The following is a 26,468-nucleotide window of genomic DNA, read 5'->3' on the forward strand; positions in this document are numbered from 1 at the left end:
GACCGTATAATGGAGAAAAACGAGAAGAGGAGAAAAGGAAGATGGGGAGTCAATCAGCACAGCAACAAAAAGGGATAATATATGCGGCTGGTGCTTATACGATGTGGGGAATCCTACCAATCTATTGGAAATGGGTTGAGGAAGTTCCGGCAGATGAAATATTAGCACATCGCATCGTTTGGGCGTTCGTTTTTATGTTACTTGTATTAGGTGTTACGAAGAGATTTCGCCAGTTTATTGGGGAGTTCGTGAATCTTTTTAAACGACCTAAATTATTAATGTCATTAACAATAGCTTCAGTCTTGATTAGCGGAAACTGGTTTGTCTACATATGGGCCGTTAATCATAATCATGTCATTGAAGCAAGTCTTGGATATTATATTAATCCGCTTATTAGTATTTTACTTGGTACAGTCGTTTTAAAGGAAAAGTTAAACTTTTGGCAATATGTTGCAGTTGGTTTAGCTGGATTAGGGGTTATCATTTTAACAGTACGTTTCGGGGCTATTCCGTGGGTTTCTCTATCACTTGCCTTTTCATTTGGGTTATATGGATTAACGAAAAAATTGTTAAACTATGATGCCACAATTGGACTTACGATGGAAACGATGTTAGTAACGCCGTTTGCGGTTATTTATCTCATTATGACAGGAGTACATGGCTTCGGTTCATTTGGATCTATTTCCATGTTATCGACGTTACTTTTAATAGGAGCAGGTATCGTTACAGCATTACCACTTTTTTATTTTGCAAAAGGAGCACAACTTATTCCGCTTTATATGGTAGGATTTTTACAATATATTGCACCAACGATTAGTTTAATTTTAGGTGTATTCGTATTCGGTGAACATTTCACATCTACTCATATGATGGCATTTTTCTGTATATGGGTTGCGTTATTTGTATTTTCGGTAGCGAAAACAAAGTTCTTAGTACAGAAACAACCGAAATTTATAAAAAATAAATCAGCAAAAGTATCATAATGCGTAGTATTTTCTACGCATTTTTCTTTATACTTATATTATATAGAATTTCCATTATAGTCAGTGAGGAGCTGAGAACGTGGAAACAATTTTACATAATGATCCGCTTATGGCCGCTGTAATTTCGTGGTTTTTAGCACAGTTTACGAAAGTCATTTTTAAATTAGTCAAAACGGGCGAATTTGATTTTGCAAAGTTTTTCGCTTCAGGTGGGATGCCAAGTTCTCATGCTTCAACTGTGACAGCGCTCGCGACAGGTGTTGGCGTTGTGGAAGGTGTGGAAAGTACCATATTTGCTGTTGCTGCTATTTTTGCAATCATTGTTATGTATGATGCTTCAGGAGTAAGGCTTGCAGTAAGTAAACAGGCGAAAATATTGAATGAGTTTTTTCACGGTAGACAAACAGAATATAAGAAGTTAAATGAACTTGTCGGGCATACACCGTATGAAGTAGTAGTCGGTGCCTTATTAGGGATTATTGTCGGGGTAGGATATTGTTTATGAGCAGAACATTTTATATGTTCTGCTTTTCTTTGTTTTCATACATATTCAGCGACTTTTTTGAATATCGTTATACGGATTTCGAAAGGGTGGGTGAGTAACTTGCTATTATATGAAAAAGTGCATGAAGAAATAGTAAGAAGAACAACTGCACTTCAAACGATGCAACGGCAAGATGGTACGTGGCGGTTTTGTTTTGAAGGAGCTCCATTAACAGATTGCCATATGATTTTTTTATTAAAATTATTAGGTAGAGATAAAGAGATAGAACCGTTTGTAAAAAGATTAGCATCACTCCAAACAAATGAAGGAACATGGAAATTGTATGAAGATGAAGTGGGTGGTAATTTATCTGCTACAATTCAATCTTATGCTGCCTTGCTTGCTTCGGAAAAATATACAACAGATGATACGAATATGAAGCGAGCGGAAATGTTTATAAATGAGCGTGGCGGGGTAGCGCGTGCTCATTTTATGACGAAGTTTTTATTAGCAATTCACGGAGAGTATGAATATCCTTCGTTCTTTCATTTACCAACACCAATCATGTTTCTACAGGATGATTCCCCCTTCAGTATATTTGAATTGAGTAGCTCAGCACGTATCCATTTAATTCCGATGATGCTGTGTTTAAATAAAAGATTTCGAGTAGGGAAAAAGTTATTGCCAAATTTAAATCACATTGCGGGCGGAGGCGGAGAATGGTTTCGGGAGGATCGGTCTCCGTTATTTCAAACGTTATTAAGTGATGTAAAACAAATTATATCGTATCCACTTTCGTTACATCATAAAGGATATGAGGAAGTCGAACGGTTTATGAAAAAGCGTATTGATGAAAATGGAACGTTATATAGTTACGCAACTGCCTCGTTTTATATGATTTATGCTTTACTCGCGTTAGGACATTCTCTTCAATCATCAATGATTCAAAAAGCGATAACTGGGATAACGTCTTATATATGGAAGATGGAAAGAGGAAATCATTTGCAAAACTCTCCTTCAACTGTATGGGATACGGCTTTACTCAGCTATGCGTTACAAGAGGCCCACGTTCCGAAAGATAATAAGATGATTCAACATGCATCAGCGTATTTATTAAAAAAACAGCATACAAAAAAAGCTGATTGGAGCGTACATGCTCCGGCGCTTAATCCAGGCGGTTGGGGTTTTTCGGATGTGAATACGACTATTCCAGATATTGATGATACAACAGCTGTGCTAAGGGCATTGGCAAGAAGTGGAGGAAACGAAAATGTAGATAACGCTTGGCAGAAAGGAGTCAATTGGATTAAAGGATTACAAAATAATGATGGTGGCTGGGGAGCGTTTGAAAAAGGTGTGACGAGCAATATATTAGCAAATTTACCAATCGAGAACGCAAGCGATATGATAACGGATCCTTCTACACCAGATATTACAGGGAGAGTGTTAGAGTTTTTCGGGACATATGCGCAAAATGAATTGTCTGAAAAACAAAAACAAAGTGCGGTAAATTGGTTAATGAATGTACAAGAGGAAAATGGATCGTGGTTTGGGAAATGGGGGATTTGCTATATATATGGTACGTGGGCTGTTATGACTGGTTTACGGTCACTCGGAATTCCATCTAGCAATCCTTCATTGAAACGAGCAGCTTTATGGCTTGAACATATACAGCATGAAGATGGTGGGTGGGGAGAATCTTGCCACAGTAGTGTAGAGAAAAGGTTCGTTACTTTACCATTTAGTACACCATCCCAAACAGCATGGGCGTTAGATGCTCTCATTTCTTACTATAATAAAGAAACGCCAGCTATTCGAAAAGGTATTTCATATTTGCTTGCGACCTCTAATGATAATGAAAAATATCCCACTGGAACGGCTTTACCAGGTGGGTTTTATATTCATTACCATAGCTACGCTCATATATATCCGCTACTTACTTTGGCACATTATATAAAAAAATATAGAAAATAAACCGAGAGATATCTCTCGGTTTATTTTGTTGGGTAGTAGGTCCCTGTTGAAAAGAATAAGGTTATGCTTTCCTTATTTTTCTGTTGGCTGGTGTTTTTGACGTGCATCAGCGGCATTTGCACGTGCGTTTGCTTCTAAGTCATTGTGGTCAGCGAGTTCACGAGAGAACTCAACATCAATGCCATCAGTAGCTTTGTTTTGTTTGAAATTTTTTTTGTTCATTCGACACAATCTCCTTGCACTTTATGCGACGTTGCAAAGTTAGTTTGACACAAATAGACTTTTTTATACAAAGAGGAATTGGAAAGGAAAAAGCCGAAATATACAGTATAAGTAATAGAAATGGGGGATAGGGATGAAGTTTTTAAATGGGAAAACAGCTGTTGTAACAGGAGCTGCACAGGGAATTGGAAAAGAGATTGCAAGAGTTTATGCAAAACTAGGGGCTAAAGTATTAATTAGCGATGTAAATGAAGAAAAGCTACAAAAAACGACACGAGAGTTATCGGATGAAGGATATGAAGTGAGCTTATATCGATGTGATGTGAGTAATCAAAATGAAGCGAAGTCGTTAATTGAATATGCGGTTCAAAAATTTGGTACATTACATATATTGGTGAATAACGCTGGGATTACAAAAGATGCAATGCTACATAAAATGGAGAAGTCTGCTTGGGAACAAGTATTACAAGTGAACTTAACTGGTGTTTTTTATTGTATGCAACCAGCGCTTCTTTACATGAGACAACAAGGGTATGGACGCATTATTAATATATCTTCAATTAGTAGAGAAGGAAACATAGGTCAAGCAAATTATGCGGCCACAAAGGCAGGAGTTGTAGGTTTAATGAAAACAGCAGCGAAAGAAGTTGGAAGTTTCGGTATTACTTGTAATGCGATTTGTCCAGGGTTTATGGATACAGATATGACAAAAACGATACCAGATAAAGTGAAAGAAAAGATGGTTGGCGCGATTCCAGTCGGTAGAATTGGAACGCCAGAAGATATTGCGAACGCAGCGGCCTTTTTAGCATCAGAATACGCGTCCTATATTACAGGAGAAGTGTTAAATGTGAGCGGGGGACTGCAAGTTTAAATGAATACATAATGAAAAGAACCTGGCTGGATAGGCCAGGTTCTTTTTCGTTAGTTTAAGTTGAGCCAAACGCTCTTTACTTCTGTATAGTTATTTAATGCGTAAGATCCCATTTCACGACCAAGACCGGATTGTTTAAATCCACCAAATGGAGATGCTGCATCAAAGACGTTGTAACAGTTTACCCATACTGTACCTGCACGTACTTTACTTGCAACATAGTGTGCTGTCTTAACATTTTCTGTCCATACACCAGCTGCCAAGCCGAATTGTGATTTATTTGCACGTTCAATTACTTCATCAATATCGTTAAACGGTATTGCAGAGATAACTGGACCGAAAATTTCTTCTTTTGCGATCGTCATTTCATCATTTACGTCAGCGAATACTGTAGGAGAAACGAAGTAGCCTTGATCGAATGGATTACTTCCTCCGCAAAGTACTTCAGCGCCTTCTTCAATCCCTTTTTCAATGTAGCCCATTACACGTTTTTGTTGTTCTTCGGAAACGAGAGGACCGATTGTTGTTTCAGGGTTAAGGCCAACACCTTGATTTAGTTTTTTAGAATAGAGGACGAGATCAGCCATGACATTATCATACATTTTCTTCGGAATAAATAAGCGTGATCCAGCAGAGCATACTTGTCCTTGGTTAAACATAACACCAGAAAGTGCACCAGGAATCGCGCGAGATAAATCAGCATCTGGCAAGATGATATTTGGTGATTTACCGCCTAACTCAAGTGTAACGCGTTTTAATGATTCGGATGCTTGTCTCATAATTTGTTTGCCAACTGGAGTAGAACCAGTAAATGCAATTTTATCAACGAGTGGATGATTAACGAGAGCTTGTCCAGCTGATTCACCGAATCCAGGAACGATATTAATAACACCTTTCGGGAATCCAGCTTCTTCAATTAATTCAGCTAAGTATAGAGCGGATAGTGGAGTTTGTTCTGCAGGTTTTAAAACGATTGTACATCCTGTAGCAAGCGCCGCTCCCATTTTCCACATTGCCATAAGAAGAGGGAAGTTCCAAGGGATAATTTGACCAACAACACCAACAGCTTCATGGCGTGTATAGTTAAAGTAGTCACCGGAAACAGGAATTGTTTGACCAACGATTTTCGTCGCCCAGCCAGCATAATAGCGCATATGCTCAATTGCAAGTGGTATGTCTGCTGCCATTGTTTCACGGATGGGCTTTCCGTTATCTAACGTCTCGAGCTGTGCAAGCTCTTCTTTATGTTCTTCCATTAAATCAGCTAACTTGTACATAAGACGGCTTCGCTCAGCGGTGCTCATGCGAGACCAAGGACCTTCGTCAAAAGCCATGCGAGCTGCGACTACAGCTTTATGAATATCTTCGCGACCAGCTTCAGAAACGACAGCAAGCGTTTCGCCAGTTGCTGGGTTAGGTGTTTTAAATGTTTTACCGGAAGCGCTTTCAACGAAAGATCCATTCACATATAACTTTTTCGTTCCTTGAAGAAACTTTTCTACCTTTTCATGAAGATTTACAGCTAGTTGACTCATTGTATAACCCCCTTGAAAATATAATGTAAACGCAGTACGAGACGGCGTTTATTCCGAAATCAAGGATGTAGGAACTAGATGGAAAGCCTCTAATTAAAATCATAATTAACATTTACTGAAAATTCAAATTTCATTTGTGTTACAATTGTAAAAAATATGTAATGTAAGAGAATCTTCTACATGATTATAAAAAATCCTGCTTGTTTTTGCTTTCTAGTAGGAAAAACTAGAAGAACAATGGTACAATAATACATCGTGAGAGGAGGGAGAAAATGAAGAATTATCATGATGATCCACGCTTTCGAATCGCCCATAGAGAAGCGTTAATTGGTCTTGGACTTGCTATTATCAATTTTATAATATGGTATGGATTTGCTTACGGGCTTGGTAGTAAAAATCCAAGTGAATATACATATGTATTCGGTTTTCCAGCATGGTTTTTTTATAGCTGTATCGTTGGATTTATCGTTATGGTTATTTTACTTAGTTTAGTTGTTCGTTTTGTATTTCAAGATATTTCACTCGATGAGGAAGAAAAAAGTGAGGAATAATAGATGAATTGGTATGTAATCATTCCAATGATAATTTCGTTTATCGTTGTATTTTTAATTGGTGTATATGCTTCAAGACGTGTGCAAGCAACTGCTCATAATAAATTTTTGCAAGAATATTTTCTTGGTGGGCGTGAGCTTGGCGGTTTATTATTAGCGATGACAATGATTGCTACATACGGTAGTGCTAGTAGCTTTATTGGTGGTCCTGGTATTGCTTACAATATGGGGCTGGGCTGGGTACTACTATCTGCGATTCAAGTTGTAACAGGGTATATCGTTTTAACGGTTATCGGTAAAAAGTTTGCAATTATCGCTAGGAAAATGGAAGCCATTACTCTTATCGATTATTTAAAGGGAAGATATAATAATAAAGCAGTCGTGATCCTTTCTGCGTTATGTATTATAATCTTTTTATTTTCAGCAACAGTAGCCCAGTGGGTCGGCGGTGGACGATTAATTGAGTCGCTAACGGGTTTATCTTATACAACAGCACTATTTTTATTTACTTTCTCTGTACTTGTGTACGTATTAATTGGTGGATTTCGTGCAGTTGCGCTATCAGATACACTACTAGGTATTATCATGTTGGTTGGAACGACAATCATTTTAATTGCTACTGTCATTGCCGGTGGTGGAATTGAAAAGATTATGCAGGAACTTGTTCAAATCAATCCGAATTTAATTACACCATTCGGAGCAGATGGTAGTTTAACGAAATCATATGTGACATCGTTTTGGGTTTTGATTGGAATTGGCGTTGTCGGTTTACCACAAATTAGCGTGCGTGCCATGTCTTATAAAAATTCAAAAGCGATGCATCAAGCGCTTATAATTGGAACGATTGTTGTAGGTACAATTATGATCGGTATGCATTTAACGGGTGTGTTTGCACGAGTTGTACTTCCAGGTATAACGGTACCAGATAAAGTTATGCCGCTACTCGCGATGGAAGTGTTACCTCCTTGGTTAGCTGGAGTTTTCTTAGCTGCACCGATGGCGGCGATTATGTCTACAGTAAACTCGCTATTGTTACTTGTAAGTTCATCAATCATTAAAGATATATACGTAAATTACATAAATAAAGATGCGGCAGACAGTACGATTAGAAAAGGAAGTTTATGGATTACTGCTATCGTAGGACTGTTCGTTTATGCGGCAGCAATTAAACCACCAGATTTTTTAATATGGTTAAATTTATTTTCTTTCGGTGGATTAGAAGCAGCATTCATTTGGCCGATCGTATTAGGGTTATATTGGAGGAAAGGAAATGCAACAGGAGCGCTTGCCTCCATTTTAGTTGGAGTAAGCTCATATATGTGCATTCATCTTCTCTATCCAAATCCATTCGGTATACATACAGTTGTATTCCCGATTTGTTTTGCGTTTATTGCTTATATAATTGGAAGTATGATTGCTGTGAAGAAAAACAGTATAGGTTAGATGAAAAACGCAGTCCGTATAGGACTGCGTTTTTTCGTATAAATTTGTTCTTTTTTATTCTGTATATGTATGACTATTCATAAATTAATAACAATTGAGGGGATGGAGTTGAGGGCGATGAAAAAAGTATTATTTTTAGGAGACCCGGGAATTGATGACTCGCTAGCCATAATGTATGGGTTGTTGCATCCTGGTATTGATATTGTTGGTGTTGTAACGGGATATGGAAATGTAACACAAGAAAAGGCAACAAGTAATGCGGCATATTTATTGCAGTTAGCAGGCAGAGAAGATATACCAGTTATTAATGGTGCGAAAATCCCTTTATCTGGAGATATTACAACGTACTATCCAGAAATTCACGGGGCGGAAGGTTTAGGGCCAATTCGACCTCCGAAAAGTTTTTCTCCAAATATAAAGCCTTTTTGTGAGTTTTTCGACATTCTTGAAAAATATAAAGGAGAATTAATTATCGTTGATGCTGGTAGGTCAACGACACTTGCGACAGCATTTATTTTAGAAAAACCATTGATGAAGTATGTGAAGGAGTATTATATAATGGGCGGTGCTTTTTTAATGCCTGGAAATGTTACACCAGTCGCAGAAGCGAATTTTCATGGTGATCCCATTGCGTCACAATTAGTGATGCAAAATGCCAAGAATGTGACATTGGTGCCGCTTAATGTTACATCTGAAGCTATTATTACGCCAGAGATGGTAAAGTATATTACGAAACATTCTAAAACGAGTTTTAATAAATTAATTGAACCGATTTTTACGTATTATTATAAAGCCTATAGAAAGTTAAATCCGAAAATAACAGGAAGTCCAGTACATGACGTCGTTACAATGATGGTTGCGGCGAATCCGTCAATATTGGATTATGTGTATCGTCGTGTAGATGTAGATACAGTGGGGATTGCAAAAGGAGAAAGTATTGCAGATTTCCGTCCTCAACCGGATGCAAAATCCTTAAAAAATTGGGTGCGAATTGGTTGGTCATTACATTATAAAAAATTTCTCGAAGACTTCGTAAAAATTATGACGTAGACATAATGGGAGAATACAAGTTAAAATAATGGAGATGATTACTAAAATAATCATCTCCATTATTTTGTTTGTAAGAGATAGATAGAGAAGAGTTACACAATAGGAGAGGAATTTTACTTGAAAAAAACTATAGTATGCGCAGTGATTGTGGGTATTTTCGTTTTGCTAATATCGGGTAACTTTTTAGTGAAAAAAGTATGGAGTTCGAATAATGATGATGCGCAGTATATCGCATCCTTTATTGAGGAACATAAAGATGAAAAAAACAGTGCGCTTTTAGTAAAGAGAAATGATAAAATTGTTTATTCTGTAAATCCCAATGTTGTATTGCCAGTTGCTAGTACGATGAAATTAATTGTGGCGCTTGAGTATACAAAACAAGTTACAGAAGGGAAAATTGATTCGTCTCGTTTCGTTTCCATTAATGATGTGAATCGGTATTATGTGCCGAATACAGATGGTGGTGCGCAAGATAGATGGCAAAGGTATTTGGAGAGAACAGGTAAGATAACTGAAGGAGCGGTTTCTTTAGAAGAAGTGGCAAAAGGAATGGTTAAGTTTAGTTCAAATGCTAATGCTGAATATTTAATGGAAGTGTTAGGATTAGATAATATTAATCGAAATTTACAAAGTTTATCACTTCCAGCACATCAGCCACTATTTCCGATTGTTTCATCTTTATATATCCCTGGATATTTGCATAAAGAACTACATGTTCCGAAATATAAAATAGAGAAAAAGTTAAAAGAAATGTCTCAAGAGCAATATCGTGAATATGCGATGATTATTCATGAACGCTTAAAAAAGAAAGGACCATTATTACAGAAGGAAATTCCTCTGTATTTAGAGGAACGTTACGATAAAATTTGGTCAGATCGATTACCAGCGGCTTCTGCAAATGATTATATGGTACTGCTTCAAAAGGCAAATCATAAAGGTGGCCTGACAGAAGCAGAAGAAAAAGTATGGGCAAATATCGTTGAAACAGATATGAGCGCTAAGAAATACCGTAAAACATTTAGACATGCAGGGCAAAAAAATGGCTATACGCCATGGACAGTTACAAAAGCAGTTTATGCGATGGATAAACGCGGGAACTGTACAGAAATAGTGTTCTTAGCAAATAATTTAAATGAAGACGACAGTGCAGAAATACGGAAACATTTAGCAAACTTACATTTCCAAGTGTTGCAAAGTGATAAGTATGATGCGACTTTTATTAAATAAACTCGGTGCTTAAAGCGCCGAGTTTATTTTTATGTACAAGCACTTTTTTGCCATCACTGGGTATGATGGGTAGTAATACTTAGGTGAGAGGGGAAAAGGTGATGAAACAAAGGAAAGAAGAGTTTATAAAGAGTGAAGGCGCTGATTTCCCTGGGAAAACATATGTAGATTGTGTATTACAACATGTATTTGACTTTCAGCGTAATTATTTACTGAAAGATATGTTTCAAGTGCATAAAGCACATATTATGATGCTGACGGAAGAAAGTGTAATGAAAATAGAAGAAGCTAAAGTTATATTAAACGCACTTAAAAAAGTAGAGGAAATACAAAAAGATCAATTGCTATATACAGAGCAGCATGAAGATCTCTTTTTTTTAGTGGAACATTTAATTTCTCAAGAAGCGAAAAGCGATTTTGTAAGTAATATGCATATTGGTAGAAGTAGAAATGATATGGGTGTAACGATGTATCGCATGAGTTTAAGGCGATATGTGCTACGATTAATGGAACATCATTTGTTATTGCAAGAAAGTATGCTGCAACTTGCCGATGATCATAAGGAAACGATTATGCCAGCTTATACACATACACAACCAGCGCAGCCAACAACATTTGGTCATTATACGTTAGCGATTTATGATACGATGCAGAGAGACTTAGAAAGAATGAAACGAACGTACAAACTTTTAAATCAATCGCCAATGGGAGCCGCTGCTCTTTCTACAACAAGTTTCCCAATTAAACGAGAGCGAGTTGCCGATTTACTTGGATTCACAAATGTAATTGAGAACTCATATGATGCTGTCGCTGGAGCGGATTATTTATTAGAGGTTAGCTCGTTACTTATGGTAATGATGACGAATACGAGTAGATGGATTCATGACTTCTTACTATTAGCGACGAAAGAATATGATGGTATTACTGTTGCAAGGCCATATGTACAAATTAGTAGTATTATGCCGCAAAAGCGAAATCCAGTTTCAATTGAACACGCCCGTGCAATTACGAGTAGTGCTTTAGGGGAAGCATTTACAGTATTTCAAATGGTTCATAATACACCATTTGGTGATATTGTCGATACAGAAGATGACTTGCAGCCGTATTTATATAAAGGAATTGAAAAGACTATTCGTGTTTTTTGTATTATGAATGCAGTCATTCGAACGATGAAAGTAGAAGAAGAAACGTTGAAAGATCGTTCCTATAAACATGCAATTACGATAACTGATTTCGCAGATGTTTTAACAAAAAACTATGATATTCCATTTCGGCATGCTCATCATGCAGCAAGTGTTATTGCAAATATGTCATTGGAGCAACAAAAGGAGCTTCATGAATTACATTTCAAAGATGTAAATATTTACTTACAAGAAAACTTTAAAATACATTTATTAGAAAAAGAGTGGGAAGAAATTATATCGCCAGAAGCATTTATTCAAAAAAGAAAGGTATACGGTGGACCGAGTAAAAAAGAAATGGAGCGCATGATTAAAAATCGAAAAGAGTCATTTCGAAAAGAAGAAGAGGTATTTGAAAAGGAAAAACAGAGAATTTTACAAGCGGAAAATGATTTGAATATGTTAGCTTTGAATATTATCGAATCGTAAAAGAAGGATTTAATGAATTAATCGCCAATACTTAATGAAACTATAAATAGAGAGAAGAGATTGTCGATGATTCAATTACATGTATATGAAGAGATTCTTAATTTTAAAGAAGAGGTTACACCATTTTTAGAAAAGAATGAACAGGAAAACAATCTCATATTAGGTGTATTACGAATGGTCCAACAACCGATATTTATGGGGGTAGCAAAACAAGAGGAAGAAATTGTAATTGTATTTCTTCAAACAGAAGAAAAGAAACAAATTATTGTTGCTACGTCTGAAATGATGGGAGAGGACATCGTGGAACTTGCAAAAAAATTAGCGGAAGTATATCCAAATGTTCCTGGATTAATCGGTAATAAGAAAATTGTACAGAGATTAGCGGAAGAGATTGCAGTGTTAGAAAATAAGAAAACTACGGTTGTGATGGAGCAAGGTATATATGAATTAAAACAAGTGAAGAAAAAGTGGGACGGAGATGGAGTCTTTCGAGAAGTAAGTAGTGATGAGCTAACATTAATAGAACAGTGGATATACCAATTTTGCGAAGATGTGAAGCTTCCTACTACGAAAGAAGAAGCGAAACAAACCGCTCATACATTAATTACTAACCGTCGTCTATTTGGTTTAGAAGTAGACGGGAAGCTTGTTTCTGTAGCTGCAAAAACGAGACCAACTACAAACAATATAACAGTTAATTTCGTATATACACCGAAAGAAGCAAGGAAAAAGGGATACGCATCTAATTGTGTAGCGGCACTTAGTCAGTGTATGTTAGACGAAGGTTACAAAACAACGACATTATATACGGACCTAGCAAATCCAACATCGAATAAAATTTATCAAGAGATTGGTTATGAGAAGATGATAGAGTCTGTACTTATATTTTTAGAGAAATAGAATGATAAGGCACGCTATTATAGCGTGCCTTTTTGTTATTCATCAATTCGAATTACTTCACCCTGCGGGAAATTCTCAGTTTCTAGTAAGTTACGAATTGCTTTCGCAACGTATTCAGGTGACAGTAGTTTTCCTTCTTCTTTTAGTGTGATGAAGCGGTCTAAATTTATGAAGTCTTCTTTATTTGTTTCACGAATTTGCGCTTGCATATTTGTATCAACAACACCAGGTGCAAAAGCGACGATTTTTACTGGATATTCTTTTTCCACTTCTTCAGTTGCTACGCACTGTGTAAACATATTTACACCTGCTTTCGTTGTGCAATAAGCACCCCATCCGAAATAAGGATTTTTTCCTGCACCAGATGAAATGTTAATAACGCGTTTATCTACTTTCCATTTTTTCGTATGTTTCATGAAAGTAGATGTAAGAATCATAGGTGCAAGTAAATTAATGTGGACGTTCGTAATGAATTGTTCACTTTCTGCTTTTTCAATTGGCTTCATAGGAGCAACTGTACCCGCATTATTAATTAAATGAATAGAGGATACAGTGTCTTCTTGAATAGATGAAATGATTTTGTTAAAGTTCGTTTCTAAATTATGTACATCTTGAAGATCTAAGGAGTGGAAGAAACAATTGCTATTATATTGTTCTGCGAGTTTCGTAAGTTCTTTATTTTCTCTTCTAGAAATAGAGATGATACTCGTGTTTTCTTCTAACAATTGCGCGGCGATTGCCTCACCTAAACCTTGTGAAGTTCCTGTTACGATAACATAGCGCATAGTGTAGTAAGCTCCTTTCGTATGTGCGGAATTTTGTTGGACAAAGTACATTGCATAGTTTGTCTACATTTTATAGTATAGAGCACTTTTTACTATAAATGAAATGAGATGATTACGTGCCTTTTTTGAATCGCTTTACGACAACAGTAACTGGTGCCGTCACGTTCACTGGGAACACGTTAGGACTTAGTCCCACATCGCCTGCACCAGGTAATATTTTTGGTACACTTGCTGTTTTTACAACGGTAAATACAGCGCTGCAAGTACCAGGGTTCCCAGCAGGTACAACGGATGACTGGCGATTGAATTCTTCAAGTGCAATTTTAAATCTTCCTGCAGGGAGTAGTATTTTGTATGCAGAGTTAGTTTGGGCAGGAACTTTCCGGACTGATACAGAAGATGTATTACCATTTTTAAATGATAATATTACATTTACAACACCAGCAGGAACGTTTTCTGTTACGCCAGACCCTGCTACCGCGCAGCAAGGTTCAGTAGGAAACCAGTTTTATTATGCTCGCTCTGCTAATGTAACGAATCTTGTTAGTGTAGGTGGGGCAGGAACTTATACGACAGGGGCCGTACCAGCTACAAGAACTTCAGCTGATCCAACAATTAGTCGTTCAGCTGGCTGGACGCTTGAGGTTGTGTATCAAAATGCAAGTTTACCACTTCGAAATTTGTCAGTATATGCAGGTCAAGAAATTATCGATGCTTCATCACCACCAGTTGATGCTACTATTTCTGGATTTGCTACTCCGGCAACAGGAGCTGTAACAGGAAGGGTACTTGTAACTGCCCAAGAAGGTGATTCTAACATTTCTGGAGATCAACTTCGCTTTGGGCCGAATGCGAATACTACAGTTGCGTTATTCGGACCGAGAAATCCCGCGAATAATTTCTTTCAGTCACAAATTTGTAATGACAGTGGAAATTTAGATACGAGCGGTACATTTGGAGATTTAAATCAGCCGTTAGGGGTAGCTTTGGCCGTCCGAAGACAAGGGTGGGATATTACGAATGTAGATGCCTCCTCATCTTTAGTAAACAATCAAACGTCAGCAACTGTTCGCTTCGTTACAAATGGAGATGGATACGCTGCAGCTGGTTTTGGTGTTCAAATTGATGCGACAGGTCCAATTATTAATCCAGTTAAATCGGTTAATAGAACAGTCGCAGGGGTAGGGGATACTCTTACCTATACGATTACGATTCCAAATACAGGAACAGGAAGCGCAGAAAACGTTGTATTACGTGATAGTATTCCGAGCGGAACGACGTTTGTTACAGGTAGTGTAACGGTAGGGGGAGTAACGCAGCCGAATGCAAACCCTGCTAATGGAATTAATTTAGGTACAATCCCAAATAACACGCAAAGAGTTGTTACATTTCAAGTTCGAATAACATCATTCCCGAATCCAAATCCTATTTCAAATCGTGCAATGGTGTCATATCAATTCCGTCCTTTCATCGGTAGTCCACTTATTACTAGTATGTCTACTTCAAATACAGTACAAACGACAGTGAACCAAGCAACTATAAGTATGCAAAAATCTGTAGATTTACAGACGGCAACGCTTAATGATGTATTAACGTACACGGTTAATGTGACGAATAATGGAAACGTTACTGCAAAAAATGTTATTTTTGTTGATAGTATTCCTGCAGGAACAACATTTGTCGCAAACAGCGTTACGGTAAATGGAGTAGCACGTCCAGGAGCAAATCCAGCAAGTAGTATTAATCTAGGAAGTATTAATGCTTCGCAAACGACCGTAGTGCGCTTTCAAGTTCGAGTAACATCGAACCCTCTTGTCAATCCAATTCCGAATCGTGCAAGTGCAACATTTACCTTTACCCCAGTGCCTGGCCAACAACCAGTTTCAGGGCAAGCGACAAGTAATACTGTAGTTACGACAATTAATATAGCTGATATAAGAACGAGAAAAACAGTGGATAGAGCTTTTGCGACAGTGAATGACGTTCTCACGTACACTGTTACAATTGAAAATACAGGAAATGTACTTGCAACGAACGTTATTTTTCAAGATCCAATCCCAATTGGAACGACTTTCATCCCAAATAGTGTAACTGTTGATGGAGTTTCGCAACCTGGGGCCAATCCAGCGACTGGGTTTACGGTAGCTAATATATCTCCTGGCGGAAGTAGGAGGGTTACTTTTCAAGTCCGAGTGACATCGACGCCATCGGGAGGTACGATTGCGAATCGCGGAAATGTAACTGCTAATTTCGTCGTTATTCCGAATCAGCCACCGATAACGATTAATAGACAAACGAATACAGTTGTGACACAAGTTAATACAGGCGGTTTAAATGTAATAAAAGAAGTGAATACAACACAAGCGGCAGTAGGGGACACTTTAACATACACAATTGCCGTTCAAAATACAGGGAATGTTCCGTTAACAAATGTGTTTTTCCAAGATGCTATTTCTTCAGCTGTTTCTTTCGTTGCAAATTCTGTAACAATTAATGGAGTACCGCAAAGTGGATTGAATCCGAATACAGGATTTTCTCTTCCGAATATTCCTGCGGCTCAAACCGTTGTAGTCACATTTGACGTAATAATTGTACAGGATCCAGAAAATGAAGATATTTTAAATCAAGCAAATGTAACAGCAAGTTTTCAAGTGAATCCGAGTGAACCACCAGTAACAATTAATGTTCCGAGTAACATTGTGAATACAACTGTACAATCAGGGAATTTTGAAGTTGTGAAATCAGTAAATACAGATGTTGCGACGGTAGGGGATGTTTTAGTATATACAATCGAAATCATAAACGCGGGTAGTGTACCAGCAACAAATGTATTTTTCCAAGATTCAATTCCACAAGGTACATTATTTATTGAAAACAGTGTCTTTGTGAATGGGGTCTTACAAGAAGGGGCAGATCCAGAACTTGGATTCCCGCTAAATGATTTGCCTACTGGTGCGAGTGTAATTGTTACATTTGAAGTATTGATTGATGAAATTCCGCTTGGAAACAACGTTGTAAACAGTGCGAATGTTACAGGAGATTTCCTAGTAAATCCAACAGAGCCACCAATTACTGTAACAGAACCAAGTAATACTGTTATGACAGTTGTGAATTCTTCAGGTTTAAATGTAATAAAAAGTGTAAGCGCTACTGAAGCGGGTGTAGGAGACACGTTAACGTATACAGTTCGTATACAAAATAGTGGAACGGTAGCAGCTACAAATGTATCATTCCTTGATCCAATTCCATCTGGAACAACGTTTGTAGCAAATAGTGTAATAATAAATGGAACGCCTCAACCAGGTTTAAACCCAACAACTGGATTTCCACTTGCTAATATTCCAGTAGGAGGGATGGTAACAGTTACTTTTCAAGTGTTGATTACGAGTGTACCACCAAATAGAGTTCTTCCGAATAATGCGAATGTAACTGCTGATTTCCAAGTAAGTCCTCTCCAGCCACCAATTACAATTGTAACGATTAGTAATATTGTTGTGACGCGAGTGAATGTAGGATCACTGAATGTAATGAAGAGTGTAAATACACTGCAAGCAGGTGTAGGAGATACGTTAACGTATACGATTCTTATTCAAAATACAGGAACTGTTCCTGCAACGAATATTATTTTCCAAGATCCAATTCCGTCTGGTACTGCGTTTGTAGCAAATAGTGTGACGATAAACGGAGTCGTTCAGCAAGGCGCGGATCCTATGGCAGGATTCCCGTTACCAAATATTCCGGTCGGGCAAACGGCCACGGTTACGTTTCAAGTTACAGTGACGAGTATTCCGAGCGGTGGAAATATAAGAAACCAATCGAACATTACTGCAAGTTTTCTTATAAATCCAGCAAATCCTCCAATAACGACTGTTACAAACAGTAATTTTGTAGTGACGCAAGTAAACACAGCACAGTTAAATATACAAAAATCTTCATCTGTACAACAAGCAGCACTTGGAGAAACTTACACGTATTCTGTTGTTATTCGAAATAATGGAACAGTAACAGCAACAAATGTCTCTTTCATTGATCCAATTGCCCCAGAAACAACATTTGTAGCAAATAGTGTAACGATAAATGGAACGTCACAACCTGGATTTGACCCGAATGTCGGTTTCCCGCTTCCTAATATTGCAGCTGGAACATCCTTGACAGTAACGTTCCAAGTTACGGTAATTGCACCGTCTACACGCGGAGCAGTATTAAATACAGCATCTGCTCCAGCCACTTTCTTATTAAATCCTTTACAACCACCTGTAACAACAACGAACTCAAGTAATACAACGGTAGTTACAATACCGTTACCTCCTCCCGGTGAAGTAACCGCAACAAAAACAGTTGACGTTGCAACCGGAGCGGTTGGGGATGTATTAACGTATACCGTGCTCATTTCAAACGTAGGAATTATACCAGTTACAGATGTGTTCTTCCAAGATGTCATACCAGAAGGAACGACATTTGTAGAAGATAGTGTAACAATAGGTGGGGTGCAGCAACTTGGTTTAAATCCAGAAATAGGATTTACAGTTACGCCATTATTAATTAATGGTGGAAGTATTGAGGTAACGTTCCAAGTGACGATTACAGAAATTCCAGATAATGAAGTCATCTTAAATGATGCAGACGTTACATTTACTTCACAACCAAATCCGCAAGAACCACCGATTACGGAAACGATATTAACAAATTTAGTCGTTACGACGATTAATATAGCGTTTGTTTTTCCATTGAAACTAGTAGATAAAGAAGTAGCGACTGTAGGAGAAATATTAACGTATGATGTATTGATCTTTAATTTCGGAACAGTGCCAGCGACGAATGTTCAATTTATTGATACGACTTCCGCGGGAGTAGCATTTGTACCAGGAAGTGTGAGTATAAACGGGGTACCGGCACCAGGATTAGATCCTTTCATTGGTTTTACAGTTCCAGATATACCTGTAGATGATTTTGTACTTGTCACATATCAGGAAGTGGTTACAAGCATACCAGAAGGTGGAACGATTGTTAACTTTGTAGACGTTACAGCAACATTTGCTGTAAGTGAAACAGAGCCGCCTATTACGGAGACGACGACAAGTAACACGACATTAACAGAAATAAATGAATCTGGTTTGAATGTATTAAAATCAGTAAGTCAGCCGGTTGTTGCAGTAGGCGATACAATCACATATACAACAGTAGTTCAAAATACAGGGACAGTGGTAGCGACGAATATTCAATATAGTGATGTATTACCGTCCTCTATAGCATTCATGCCGAACAGTGTAACGATAGAAGGTGTGTTACAACCTGGATTCAATCCTAATAATGGATTCCCGCTTCCAGATATAAATCCAGGTGAAAGTGTAGAATTAACATTCCAAGTAACATTCCAAGTAACAGTGGTTAGTGTTCCATCAAATGGAACAATTGTTAATACAGCAAATGTAACTGGAAGCTTTGTATTAGTACCAGGAGAACCACCAGTGATAGTAAATCAACCGAGCAATACAACACTTACAACTGTAAATAGAGGACAATTTAATGTTATAAAACAGGTAAATAGGGCTGCTACCCTAGTTGGGGATGTATTAACGTATACGGTTCAAATAACGAATACAGGAACAGTAACAGCTAATGATGTTCAGTTTATTGATACTATTTCAGCAGGAGCGTCATTTGTACCAAATAGTGTAACGATAAATGGAGCCCTGCAACCAAACTTAAATCCGATTACTGGCTTTGGAGTTGGAGATATACCAGTTGGTGAAACGGTTGTAGTGACGTTTCAAGCGACAGTTACAAACATCCCGGCATCAGGAACAATTACGAACGTTGCAAATATAACAGGAAGCTTTACTTTAGTACCAGGAGAGCCACCGGTTGTAGTAACAGAGCCGAGTAATACGACAATAACAAGGATAAATAGAGGACGATTCAGCGTTATAAAATCTGTAAATAAAGAAGCAACACGTTTAGGAGATACGTTAACGTATAGTGTGCAAGTTACAAATACAGGAACGGTAACAGCGACAAATGTTCAGTTTATTGATGTTCCATCACCTAGTTTAGAATTCGTTCCCGGAAGTGTACAAATAAATGGGATTCCACAAGTGGGTTTAGATCCATTTGTAGGCTTTTCATTACCTGATCTTGCAGTAGGGGATAGTGTATTAATTACCTTTGCAGTAAATGTAATCGCAGTTCCGCCTTCTAGTAGCATTATGAATACAGCGAGAGTAACGGGTGATTTCGAATTAATTCCAGGAGAACCTCCGTTTACAATTACGAATTCAAGTAATACGACAGTCACACCAGTAAATAGAGGCAGTTTAGATATGCAAAAAGAAGTAGCTCATTCAATTGTTGGAGTAGGAGAAACGGTAACGTATACGGTTCGAATATTAAATACTGGTACTGCTGATGCGATGAATGTTCAATTTATCGATGTCCTATCTCCGGAAGCTGTTTTTGTACCAAATAGTGTAACTGTAAATGGAGTAGCTCGTCCGGGAGTAAATCCGCAGGTTGGATTTACGATTGTAGACATTCCAGTCGGTGAGACGGCGATTGTAACATATGAAGCTACGATTACGAGCTTTCCAGATGGTGGTACAGTAGTGAACGTTGCTGGGGCGTTAGCAGAATATATTTTAGTACCAGGGGAACCGCCAGTTACAGTGATGGATACGAGCAATACAGTTATTGTAACGGTAAATACTGCAATCTTATTTGTTGCAAAAGGAGCAAACTTTGAAGTGGCAATGGTAGGGGATGTTGTCACTTACGGAATTGCCGTTATAAATGATAGTACAGTTCCTGTGACCAACATCGTGTTAACAGATATCGTTGATCCGAATACGTTATTTATAAATGGTACGGTAACGGTAAACGATGTACCTCTTCCATTTGTAAATCCGAATACCGGTATTCCGTTAGGTGATTTTCAGCCAAATGATGCGGCAATTATTAATTTCCAAGTTGTAATAATAGGAGGGCAAATAAATAACTTAGTCACAAATACTGCTATAGCAAATGGGCTCGCAATTGTAAATCCGAATGAGCCGCCAGTAGTAGTTGAAGGTGATAGCAATACAGTTGTTATTCCGTTTATTCCTCAAAATGTCTCAACGACAGTTGTAAAAACGGCAGATCATCAAACAGCAACGATTGGAGATGTCATTACGTTTACGACAGTTATTACAAATACGGGTGATACTGTAATGCAAAATATCCGTTTTCAAGATATGTTAGATAGTAGTGTTCGATTTGTCCTTGGAAGTGTAACGGTTGATAATATACCAGTGCCAAATGTAAGCCCGGTATCAGGATTTCTTGTAGGGAATTTAAATCCAGGTGAAGCGCGAACAGTTTCGTTCCAAGTAGTAGTTCAGAGCGCGCCAAATGGTTCAGGGAATTATATTAATCAAGCGAGTATTCGCTTCGGACATCAAGTGGGCACAGTGTTACCACCTGTTACACAAATAGTAGAAAGTAATATGGTTGTCATTCCGTTTATTCCAACGATTGAACAAATTTGCGAAACAAACTTTAATTGTTTAGATAAAATTCCATTTCAATGTTCTCCGTGTATTCAGTTGCACGGACATAAAAAATAAAAAGAAAAAGAGCATCCTGAAAGAATAGGATGCTCTTTTTGTATTAATCATATAGATTCATTTTCGGACGAGATAAAAAACTCGTTGATTTTGTTTGAGAGTAGAAGTGGAATAGCTCCTTTTATAACAGAAATGTCCCAGTCCCACCATGCGAGATTCTCTAGTTTGTCAATCATTTCTTGCGGAAAACGATATCGAATAAATTTTGCAGGATTACCAGCTACAATTGCATATGGAGGTACGTCTTTTGTAACAACACTCTTTGCACCGATAATGGCCCCGTTACCAATTGTAACACCAGATAAAATGCAGGATTGATAACCAATCCATACATCATTGCCGACTACGATATCACCTTTTGAAGAAGGGTGACCAGTAATATGCGCTCCTTCATCAAAAAGTGCATTAAATGGGTAAGTCGTTATCCAGTCTGCACGATGCTCACCGCCAAGTATAAAAACGACTTCTTCTCCTAATGAACAAAACCTACCTATTTTTAATTTCGTTTCATCGTTCCAAGAAAAAATGGTTGGCCCTACTTTACTATAAGTATAATCACCAATATCATATTTATTATATTCAGGTTTTTGATTTAAATATAACATAACAAATTTTGCATCCTCTCTAAAGCAAGTAATGGAACATTATATGCAACTTGGAATAAGTTGAACTGTGTTGTATGAATTGGTAATGAACAAATATAATTAGTAGGCACAACGAATAAAAAAGGAGTGGAATGAATGATATATGAAATGGGGTTATATAATAAACCTTTTCAGTCAATTCAATCAGGAAAAAAAGTATATGAAGTACGTTTATTTGATACAAAACGTCAACTTATAAAACAAGGCGATAATATTGTATTTACAAACCTTACGACAGCAGCAACGATGACTGTAAAAGTAACAGAAATAAAACGATATGAATGCTTTAAAGCAATGTACGAACAAATTGATAAAAAATTATTGGATTGTGAAAATGATAGTTTAGAGGAAATGTTAGAAAGTACATACAACATATATACGAAAGAACAAGAAAAAAAGTGGGGAACAGTTGCGATTCGTATTGAGGTAATAAAATGATAAGAAATCGCGGCGTAGCTATTATTGTGCAGGAAGGGAAAATTGCTCTTATAAAACGTATTAGGGAAGGGGAAACATATTATGTTTTTCCAGGCGGAGGAATTGAAGAAGGAGAAACACCTGAAGAGGCAACGAAGGGAGAAGCTTATGAAGAATTAGGGATACATATAAAAGTAGGGCATCTTATTACGAAGGTGGAGTATAAAGGAACGGAGTATTATTGTAATGCTCATAGTATAGATGGGATTTTCGGAAGTGGGAAAGCTAAAGAATTCGAGCTGAAAGAGAGAGGGAGTTATATTCCGTTGTGGTTGCCGATACGCGAGTTGGAAAAAGTGAATATAAAACCGTATGAAGTGGTCGGAAGTATATTAGAACATTATAAAATATAAGGTCTGACAACATACAAAAAAAACCATTGACATAGTCTTCTGATTTAAGTATTGTATTCGAGTATGTTTATAATCAGGAGGTTTATATGAGCAATCAAACTACTACACATCATGTGAAAATGACAACAGCAGATCCATCTGGAATTGGTCTATTTGGATTAGCGATGGTAACACTTGTAGCATCATCTCAAAAGCTAGGCTTAACAGATGGCGTTTCTCTTGTATTACCATGGGCAATCTTTTTAGGAGGATTTGCACAAATCTTTGCATGCATTCACGATGCAAAGCATAACAATACATTTGGTACAACAGCATTCGGTGCGTACGGCCTATTTTGGTTAGGCGTTGGAATGACTTGGTTAATTCAACTTGGAGTATTTGGCGAAAAATTAGCACAAGTTGCAGATTCAAAACAGCTTGGTGTAGCCTTTATCGGATATTTGATTTTCACAATCTTCATGACAATTGGTGCAATGGAAACACATAAAGTATTATTTATGATTTTCGTCCTTATTGATTTCTTATTTATCGGTCTTTCATTAAGTACTTTAGGTGTTATGCCGCACGCAATGCATAATTTAGCAGCATATTCTGAACTTCTTATTTCATTATTATCTTTCTATGGTTCAGCAGCAGCAGTGTTAAATACACACTTCGGGAAAGTTGTTTTACCAGTTGGAAAGCCATTTGGTATTTTTAAAAAGTAATAAAAAAGCACAGATGATTGTATAGTCATCTGTGCTTTTTTGTGATGTAAACAGAAATAATAAAAAATACAATTGAAATTGATTATCATTATTAATATAATGAGAATGAGAATCATTTATTGTAAGAGGGGGATGCCGAAGTGGCGAAAATTTTAATAGCTTATGCAAGTATGTCAGGAAATACAGAGAGTATTGCTGATTTAATTAAAGTTAGTTTAGATGCCTTTGATCATGAAGTAGTACTGCAAGAAATGGAAGGCATGGATGCTGAAGAATTATTAGCTTATGATGGAATCATTTTAGGATCTTATACGTGGGGCGATGGTGAATTACCATTTGAAGCGGAAGATTTTCATGATGACTTAGAAAATATAGATTTATCAGGGAAAAAAGTAGCGGTATTCGGGTCAGGTGATACGGCGTATGAACTGTTTTGTGAAGCGGTAACGATATTTGAAGAACGCCTTGTAGAACGCGGTGCAGAGCTTGTACAAGAAGGATTGAAAATCGAACTAGCTCCAGAAGACGAAGAGGATGTTGAAAAATGCAGTAATTTTGCAATTGCATTTGCTGAGAAGTTCTAAGAATGGGAGTGTCAACGTGGAGACAATGTTAAGTGCGACCGCTATTACAAAGTTAAGAGATGGAAAGCTTATGTTAGCTACTACATATAATGGTTTATTTATTGAACAAGACGGAGAATGGAAACAAATTTTAAATGGTTTTCAAAAACGAATTAGGGATTTACATAGCGAAGATAATGTAGTGTATGGTGTAGGTGACGAAGGAATTTTTATTCGTAGTATGAATGGTGGAGAGAACTGGACGGTCCAACGTTTTCCAACAAAAGCAACGAGTTGGAATGTATGTAGTAATGTACTAGGAACTGTCATTGCTCATGGAGATAAAACGTTGTATCATTCTAATGATTTTGGTTCGACATGGGAAACTATTCATCCATTTCTTGAATATGGTGGTGGGGCACCATCTATTCGATCGTTGTTTTTATATAAACATTACTTATTTATCGGTACGAAAATACATGCTAAGTATGGTGGTGTTTGGCTCTTTAATTTGGAGACACGTAAATTAAAGAGGATTAAAATCGTGATGAATCAGATGATCTCAGCGTTGACTTTACACAACTCTTATTTAGTAGCAGCCAGTGGATCATGCAAGGGGATTAGCGGGAATATCTCTTTTTGTAAAATAGATGAAAGTATTGAGAATGAAAAAACATATTGGCACACATGTCAAAGCGAGCAGAAAGCAAGTAGCTATTTAGACTTAAGTGTAGATCAACATGTGCTATATACAACGTCAACGCAAAATAAGGCGGGGATTAGTACTGTTTGTCGTGTACTTTTAGAAGAAGGAATTGTTACAGTATGCGACTCAGTTAAAGGGCATGGCTGGCGCATCGTTAACGAAAAAGAAGGCTATGTTGTAGCTGGATCAGGTGAATCAAAAGCGATGCAGTGGAAGAAAAAAGTTGTATAGCAAAAAAAACTTTGCTTTTATTATATTGATATGATATATTATATTTAAACCATTTTACTTTTAATAATATAGAGATTTAAATGAGCTGTAACTTCCGAGGAGGATAGCAATGTTAAATCTCCTCAGAGTTGCAGTTTTTTTAATGTCTGACTTATTTTTGTAAAGTGGTTGAAAATGAATATGTACATATAGGTACATTGTAGGAGGATTTTTTAAATGCAAAACGGTAAAGTAAAATGGTTTAACTCAGAAAAAGGTTTCGGATTCATCGAAGTTGAAGGCGGAGAAGACGTATTCGTTCATTTCTCAGCTATCCAAGGCGAAGGTTTCAAAACTTTAGAAGAAGGTCAAGAAGTTACTTTCGAAGTAGAACAAGGTAACCGTGGACCTCAAGCTACAAACGTTAACAAGAAGTAATTGTGGAAAAAAGAAGGGCTTGCCCTTCTTTTTTTTTGCATTTTTATTGAATAACCTCCTATGTACATATAATAATGAAATTGAATTTTCGTTTTTTAGACGAAGTATTACATGCATAAAGTGTATGATTAAATAAATACTGAAAATAAAGTATGTGTGTGAAAAGGAATTTAGAAAGAGGTAAATAAATTGGAAAACGCTACACATTTTATTGTGTTTGATATAGAGAGAAATTTCAGGCCGTATAAATCAGAAGATCCGTCAGAGATAGTTGATATCGGAGCTATAAAAATAGAAGCAAGTACAATGAAGGCAATTGGAGAATTTTCGGAGTTAGTAAAACCGGGTGCACGACTTACTCGTCATACGACAAAATTAACGGGAATTACAAAGAAAGATTTAATTGGTGTAGAGAAATTCCCGCAAATTATTGAGGAATTTATTCAGTTTATCGGGGAAGATTCTATATTTGTTACATGGGGAAAAGAAGATTATCGATTTCTATCTCATGATTGTACGTTACATGGTGTAGATTGCCCATGTATGGACAAAGAAAGAAGAATGGATTTACAAAAATTTGTTTTTCAAGCGTATGAAGAATTGTTTGAACATACGCCAAGTTTACAATTTGCGGTAGAACAGCTTGGTTTAACGTGGGAAGGGAAGCAGCACCGAGCTTTAGCGGATGCTGAGAATACAGCGAACATACTTCTTAAAGCATATAGCGAGAGAGATATTACTAAAAGGTATAAAAGACATGGTGAGCTTGAACTTGTAGAAAACGGCAAACTAACAGAAAAAGCGAAAAAAAAGATGCGAAAATGGGTATTTAAAGAAATGAGAAAAAATACAGAGCGTCCTTTCGTTTGGAGTACATTTGAAAGTAGTGATACGTGGGAAAGTATAACGGAAAGATATTATATAAGTGAATCTACAGTAGAACTTCTGAAAAAGCATTTTCGTACTGCGGTTAGAAAAGCGGAAAGACAGATTAGGTATTTGGCTGAGATGGAGGAGAATACAGAGGTTAAATGATATTCTCCTCTACTTCCATCTACATAAATTTAACGTCATTGTATTGATGGGTGAATAAAGTATTCATATTAAATAGGAATTGATTTGTTCGAATTG

At 37.2% G+C, this 26,468-nt stretch carries 22 protein-coding genes; 18 read left to right on the plus strand and 4 right to left on the minus strand.

The genetic code is table 11. The features are described from left to right. Positions 1 to 41 precede the first annotated feature (41 nt). From rarD to ACYVEC_RS06015, 3 genes are all read left to right on the plus strand, one after another. Positions 42 to 983: an EamA family transporter RarD gene (rarD, locus tag ACYVEC_RS06005; RefSeq protein WP_063221240.1), complete on the plus strand. Its 942-nt coding sequence runs from the start codon at positions 42 to 44 to the stop codon at positions 981 to 983. A gap of 79 nt (positions 984 to 1,062) precedes the next feature. Then, positions 1,063 to 1,488 (plus strand): divergent PAP2 family protein, encoded by a 426-nt coding sequence (locus ACYVEC_RS06010; protein ID WP_063221239.1) that lies wholly within the window; start codon positions 1,063 to 1,065, stop codon positions 1,486 to 1,488. Between the two features lie 99 nt (positions 1,489 to 1,587). Beyond that, positions 1,588 to 3,441 carry a terpene cyclase/mutase family protein gene (locus tag ACYVEC_RS06015; protein WP_063221238.1) on the plus strand — a complete coding sequence of 618 codons (1,854 nt, stop codon included), beginning with the start codon at positions 1,588 to 1,590 and terminating at the stop codon, positions 3,439 to 3,441. Positions 3,442 to 3,513: 72 nt separating this feature from the next. On the opposite strand, the gene ACYVEC_RS06020 is transcribed toward ACYVEC_RS06015, so the two are convergent. Beyond that, the gene (locus ACYVEC_RS06020) at positions 3,514 to 3,663 is read right to left on the minus strand and encodes a YfhD family protein (protein WP_063221237.1); all 150 of its coding nucleotides are present in this window, start codon (positions 3,661 to 3,663) and stop codon (positions 3,514 to 3,516) included. A 133-nt stretch (positions 3,664 to 3,796) separates the two neighbouring features. Between ACYVEC_RS06020 and fabG the strand changes: the two genes are divergently transcribed. Then, positions 3,797 to 4,537: a 3-oxoacyl-ACP reductase FabG gene (gene fabG, locus ACYVEC_RS06025; RefSeq protein ID WP_063221236.1), complete on the plus strand. Its 741-nt coding sequence runs from the start codon at positions 3,797 to 3,799 to the stop codon at positions 4,535 to 4,537. A 50-nt stretch (positions 4,538 to 4,587) separates the two neighbouring features. Here fabG and dhaS read toward each other — a convergent pair whose 3' ends face one another. Then, complete coding sequence (gene dhaS / locus ACYVEC_RS06030) at positions 4,588 to 6,072, minus strand: aldehyde dehydrogenase DhaS (protein WP_063221235.1); 1,485 nt, start codon at positions 6,070 to 6,072, stop codon at positions 4,588 to 4,590. A gap of 272 nt (positions 6,073 to 6,344) precedes the next feature. On the opposite strand from dhaS, the gene ACYVEC_RS06035 reads away from it, so the two are divergent. The 6 genes from ACYVEC_RS06035 to ACYVEC_RS06060 all read left to right on the plus strand — a co-directional run bounded on the left by ACYVEC_RS06035 (position 6,345) and on the right by ACYVEC_RS06060 (position 12,853). Next, entirely contained in the window at positions 6,345 to 6,623 is a 279-nt protein-coding gene (locus tag ACYVEC_RS06035; protein ID WP_000800722.1) for a YhdT family protein, read from the plus strand. 3 nt (positions 6,624 to 6,626) lie between these two features. Then, on the plus strand, positions 6,627 to 8,066 hold the full coding sequence (gene panF, locus ACYVEC_RS06040; RefSeq protein ID WP_063221234.1) for a sodium/pantothenate symporter: 1,440 nt from the start codon (positions 6,627 to 6,629) through the stop codon (positions 8,064 to 8,066). 69 nt (positions 8,067 to 8,135) lie between these two features. After that, a complete protein-coding gene (locus ACYVEC_RS06045) occupies positions 8,136 to 9,116 on the plus strand; it encodes a nucleoside hydrolase (protein ID WP_142332729.1) in 981 nt (326 codons plus the stop codon). A 117-nt stretch (positions 9,117 to 9,233) separates the two neighbouring features. Further along, positions 9,234 to 10,343 (plus strand): serine hydrolase, encoded by a 1,110-nt coding sequence (locus ACYVEC_RS06050; RefSeq protein ID WP_063221232.1) that lies wholly within the window; start codon positions 9,234 to 9,236, stop codon positions 10,341 to 10,343. A 101-nt stretch (positions 10,344 to 10,444) separates the two neighbouring features. Next, complete coding sequence (gene argH / locus ACYVEC_RS06055) at positions 10,445 to 11,953, plus strand: argininosuccinate lyase (protein ID WP_336448214.1); 1,509 nt, start codon at positions 10,445 to 10,447, stop codon at positions 11,951 to 11,953. Positions 11,954 to 12,019: 66 nt separating this feature from the next. Next, positions 12,020 to 12,853: a GNAT family N-acetyltransferase gene (locus tag ACYVEC_RS06060; protein ID WP_063221230.1), complete on the plus strand. Its 834-nt coding sequence runs from the start codon at positions 12,020 to 12,022 to the stop codon at positions 12,851 to 12,853. Positions 12,854 to 12,888: 35 nt separating this feature from the next. Here ACYVEC_RS06060 and ACYVEC_RS06065 read toward each other — a convergent pair whose 3' ends face one another. After that, entirely contained in the window at positions 12,889 to 13,638 is a 750-nt protein-coding gene (locus ACYVEC_RS06065; RefSeq protein ID WP_063221229.1) for a (S)-benzoin forming benzil reductase, read from the minus strand. 116 nt (positions 13,639 to 13,754) lie between these two features. On the opposite strand from ACYVEC_RS06065, the gene ACYVEC_RS06070 reads away from it, so the two are divergent. Next, on the plus strand, positions 13,755 to 21,239 hold the full coding sequence (locus ACYVEC_RS06070; protein ID WP_460505910.1) for a DUF7507 domain-containing protein: 7,485 nt from the start codon (positions 13,755 to 13,757) through the stop codon (positions 21,237 to 21,239). A gap of 47 nt (positions 21,240 to 21,286) precedes the next feature. Here the strand turns inward: ACYVEC_RS06070 and ACYVEC_RS06075 are convergent, their stop codons facing one another. Then, positions 21,287 to 21,844, minus strand: coding sequence for a CatB-related O-acetyltransferase (locus ACYVEC_RS06075; RefSeq protein ID WP_063221227.1), 558 nt, complete (start codon positions 21,842 to 21,844; stop codon positions 21,287 to 21,289). 135 nt (positions 21,845 to 21,979) lie between these two features. Between ACYVEC_RS06075 and ACYVEC_RS06080 the strand changes: the two genes are divergently transcribed. From ACYVEC_RS06080 to ACYVEC_RS06110, 7 genes are all read left to right on the plus strand, one after another. Next, positions 21,980 to 22,321, plus strand: coding sequence for an ASCH domain-containing protein (locus ACYVEC_RS06080; RefSeq protein ID WP_063221226.1), 342 nt, complete (start codon positions 21,980 to 21,982; stop codon positions 22,319 to 22,321). Further along, positions 22,318 to 22,713: an NUDIX hydrolase gene (locus tag ACYVEC_RS06085; protein WP_460505913.1), complete on the plus strand. Its 396-nt coding sequence runs from the start codon at positions 22,318 to 22,320 to the stop codon at positions 22,711 to 22,713. The genes ACYVEC_RS06080 and ACYVEC_RS06085 overlap by 4 nt, the downstream gene beginning before the upstream one ends. A gap of 86 nt (positions 22,714 to 22,799) precedes the next feature. Then, positions 22,800 to 23,420, plus strand: a complete 621-nt coding sequence (locus tag ACYVEC_RS06090) for an acetate uptake transporter (RefSeq protein ID WP_000070945.1) — start codon at positions 22,800 to 22,802, stop codon at positions 23,418 to 23,420. Between the two features lie 140 nt (positions 23,421 to 23,560). After that, complete coding sequence (locus ACYVEC_RS06095; RefSeq protein ID WP_001062756.1) at positions 23,561 to 24,004, plus strand: flavodoxin; 444 nt, start codon at positions 23,561 to 23,563, stop codon at positions 24,002 to 24,004. A 16-nt stretch (positions 24,005 to 24,020) separates the two neighbouring features. Then, positions 24,021 to 24,920, plus strand: coding sequence for a WD40/YVTN/BNR-like repeat-containing protein (locus ACYVEC_RS06100; protein WP_063221224.1), 900 nt, complete (start codon positions 24,021 to 24,023; stop codon positions 24,918 to 24,920). A gap of 216 nt (positions 24,921 to 25,136) precedes the next feature. Next, entirely contained in the window at positions 25,137 to 25,337 is a 201-nt protein-coding gene (gene cspB, locus ACYVEC_RS06105; RefSeq protein ID WP_001179150.1) for a cold shock-like protein CspB, read from the plus strand. Positions 25,338 to 25,526: 189 nt separating this feature from the next. Then, complete coding sequence (locus ACYVEC_RS06110; RefSeq protein ID WP_336448621.1) at positions 25,527 to 26,372, plus strand: exonuclease; 846 nt, start codon at positions 25,527 to 25,529, stop codon at positions 26,370 to 26,372. Positions 26,373 to 26,468: the final 96 nt, after the last annotated feature.

The organism is Bacillus sp. MN7755, assembly GCF_054771475.1.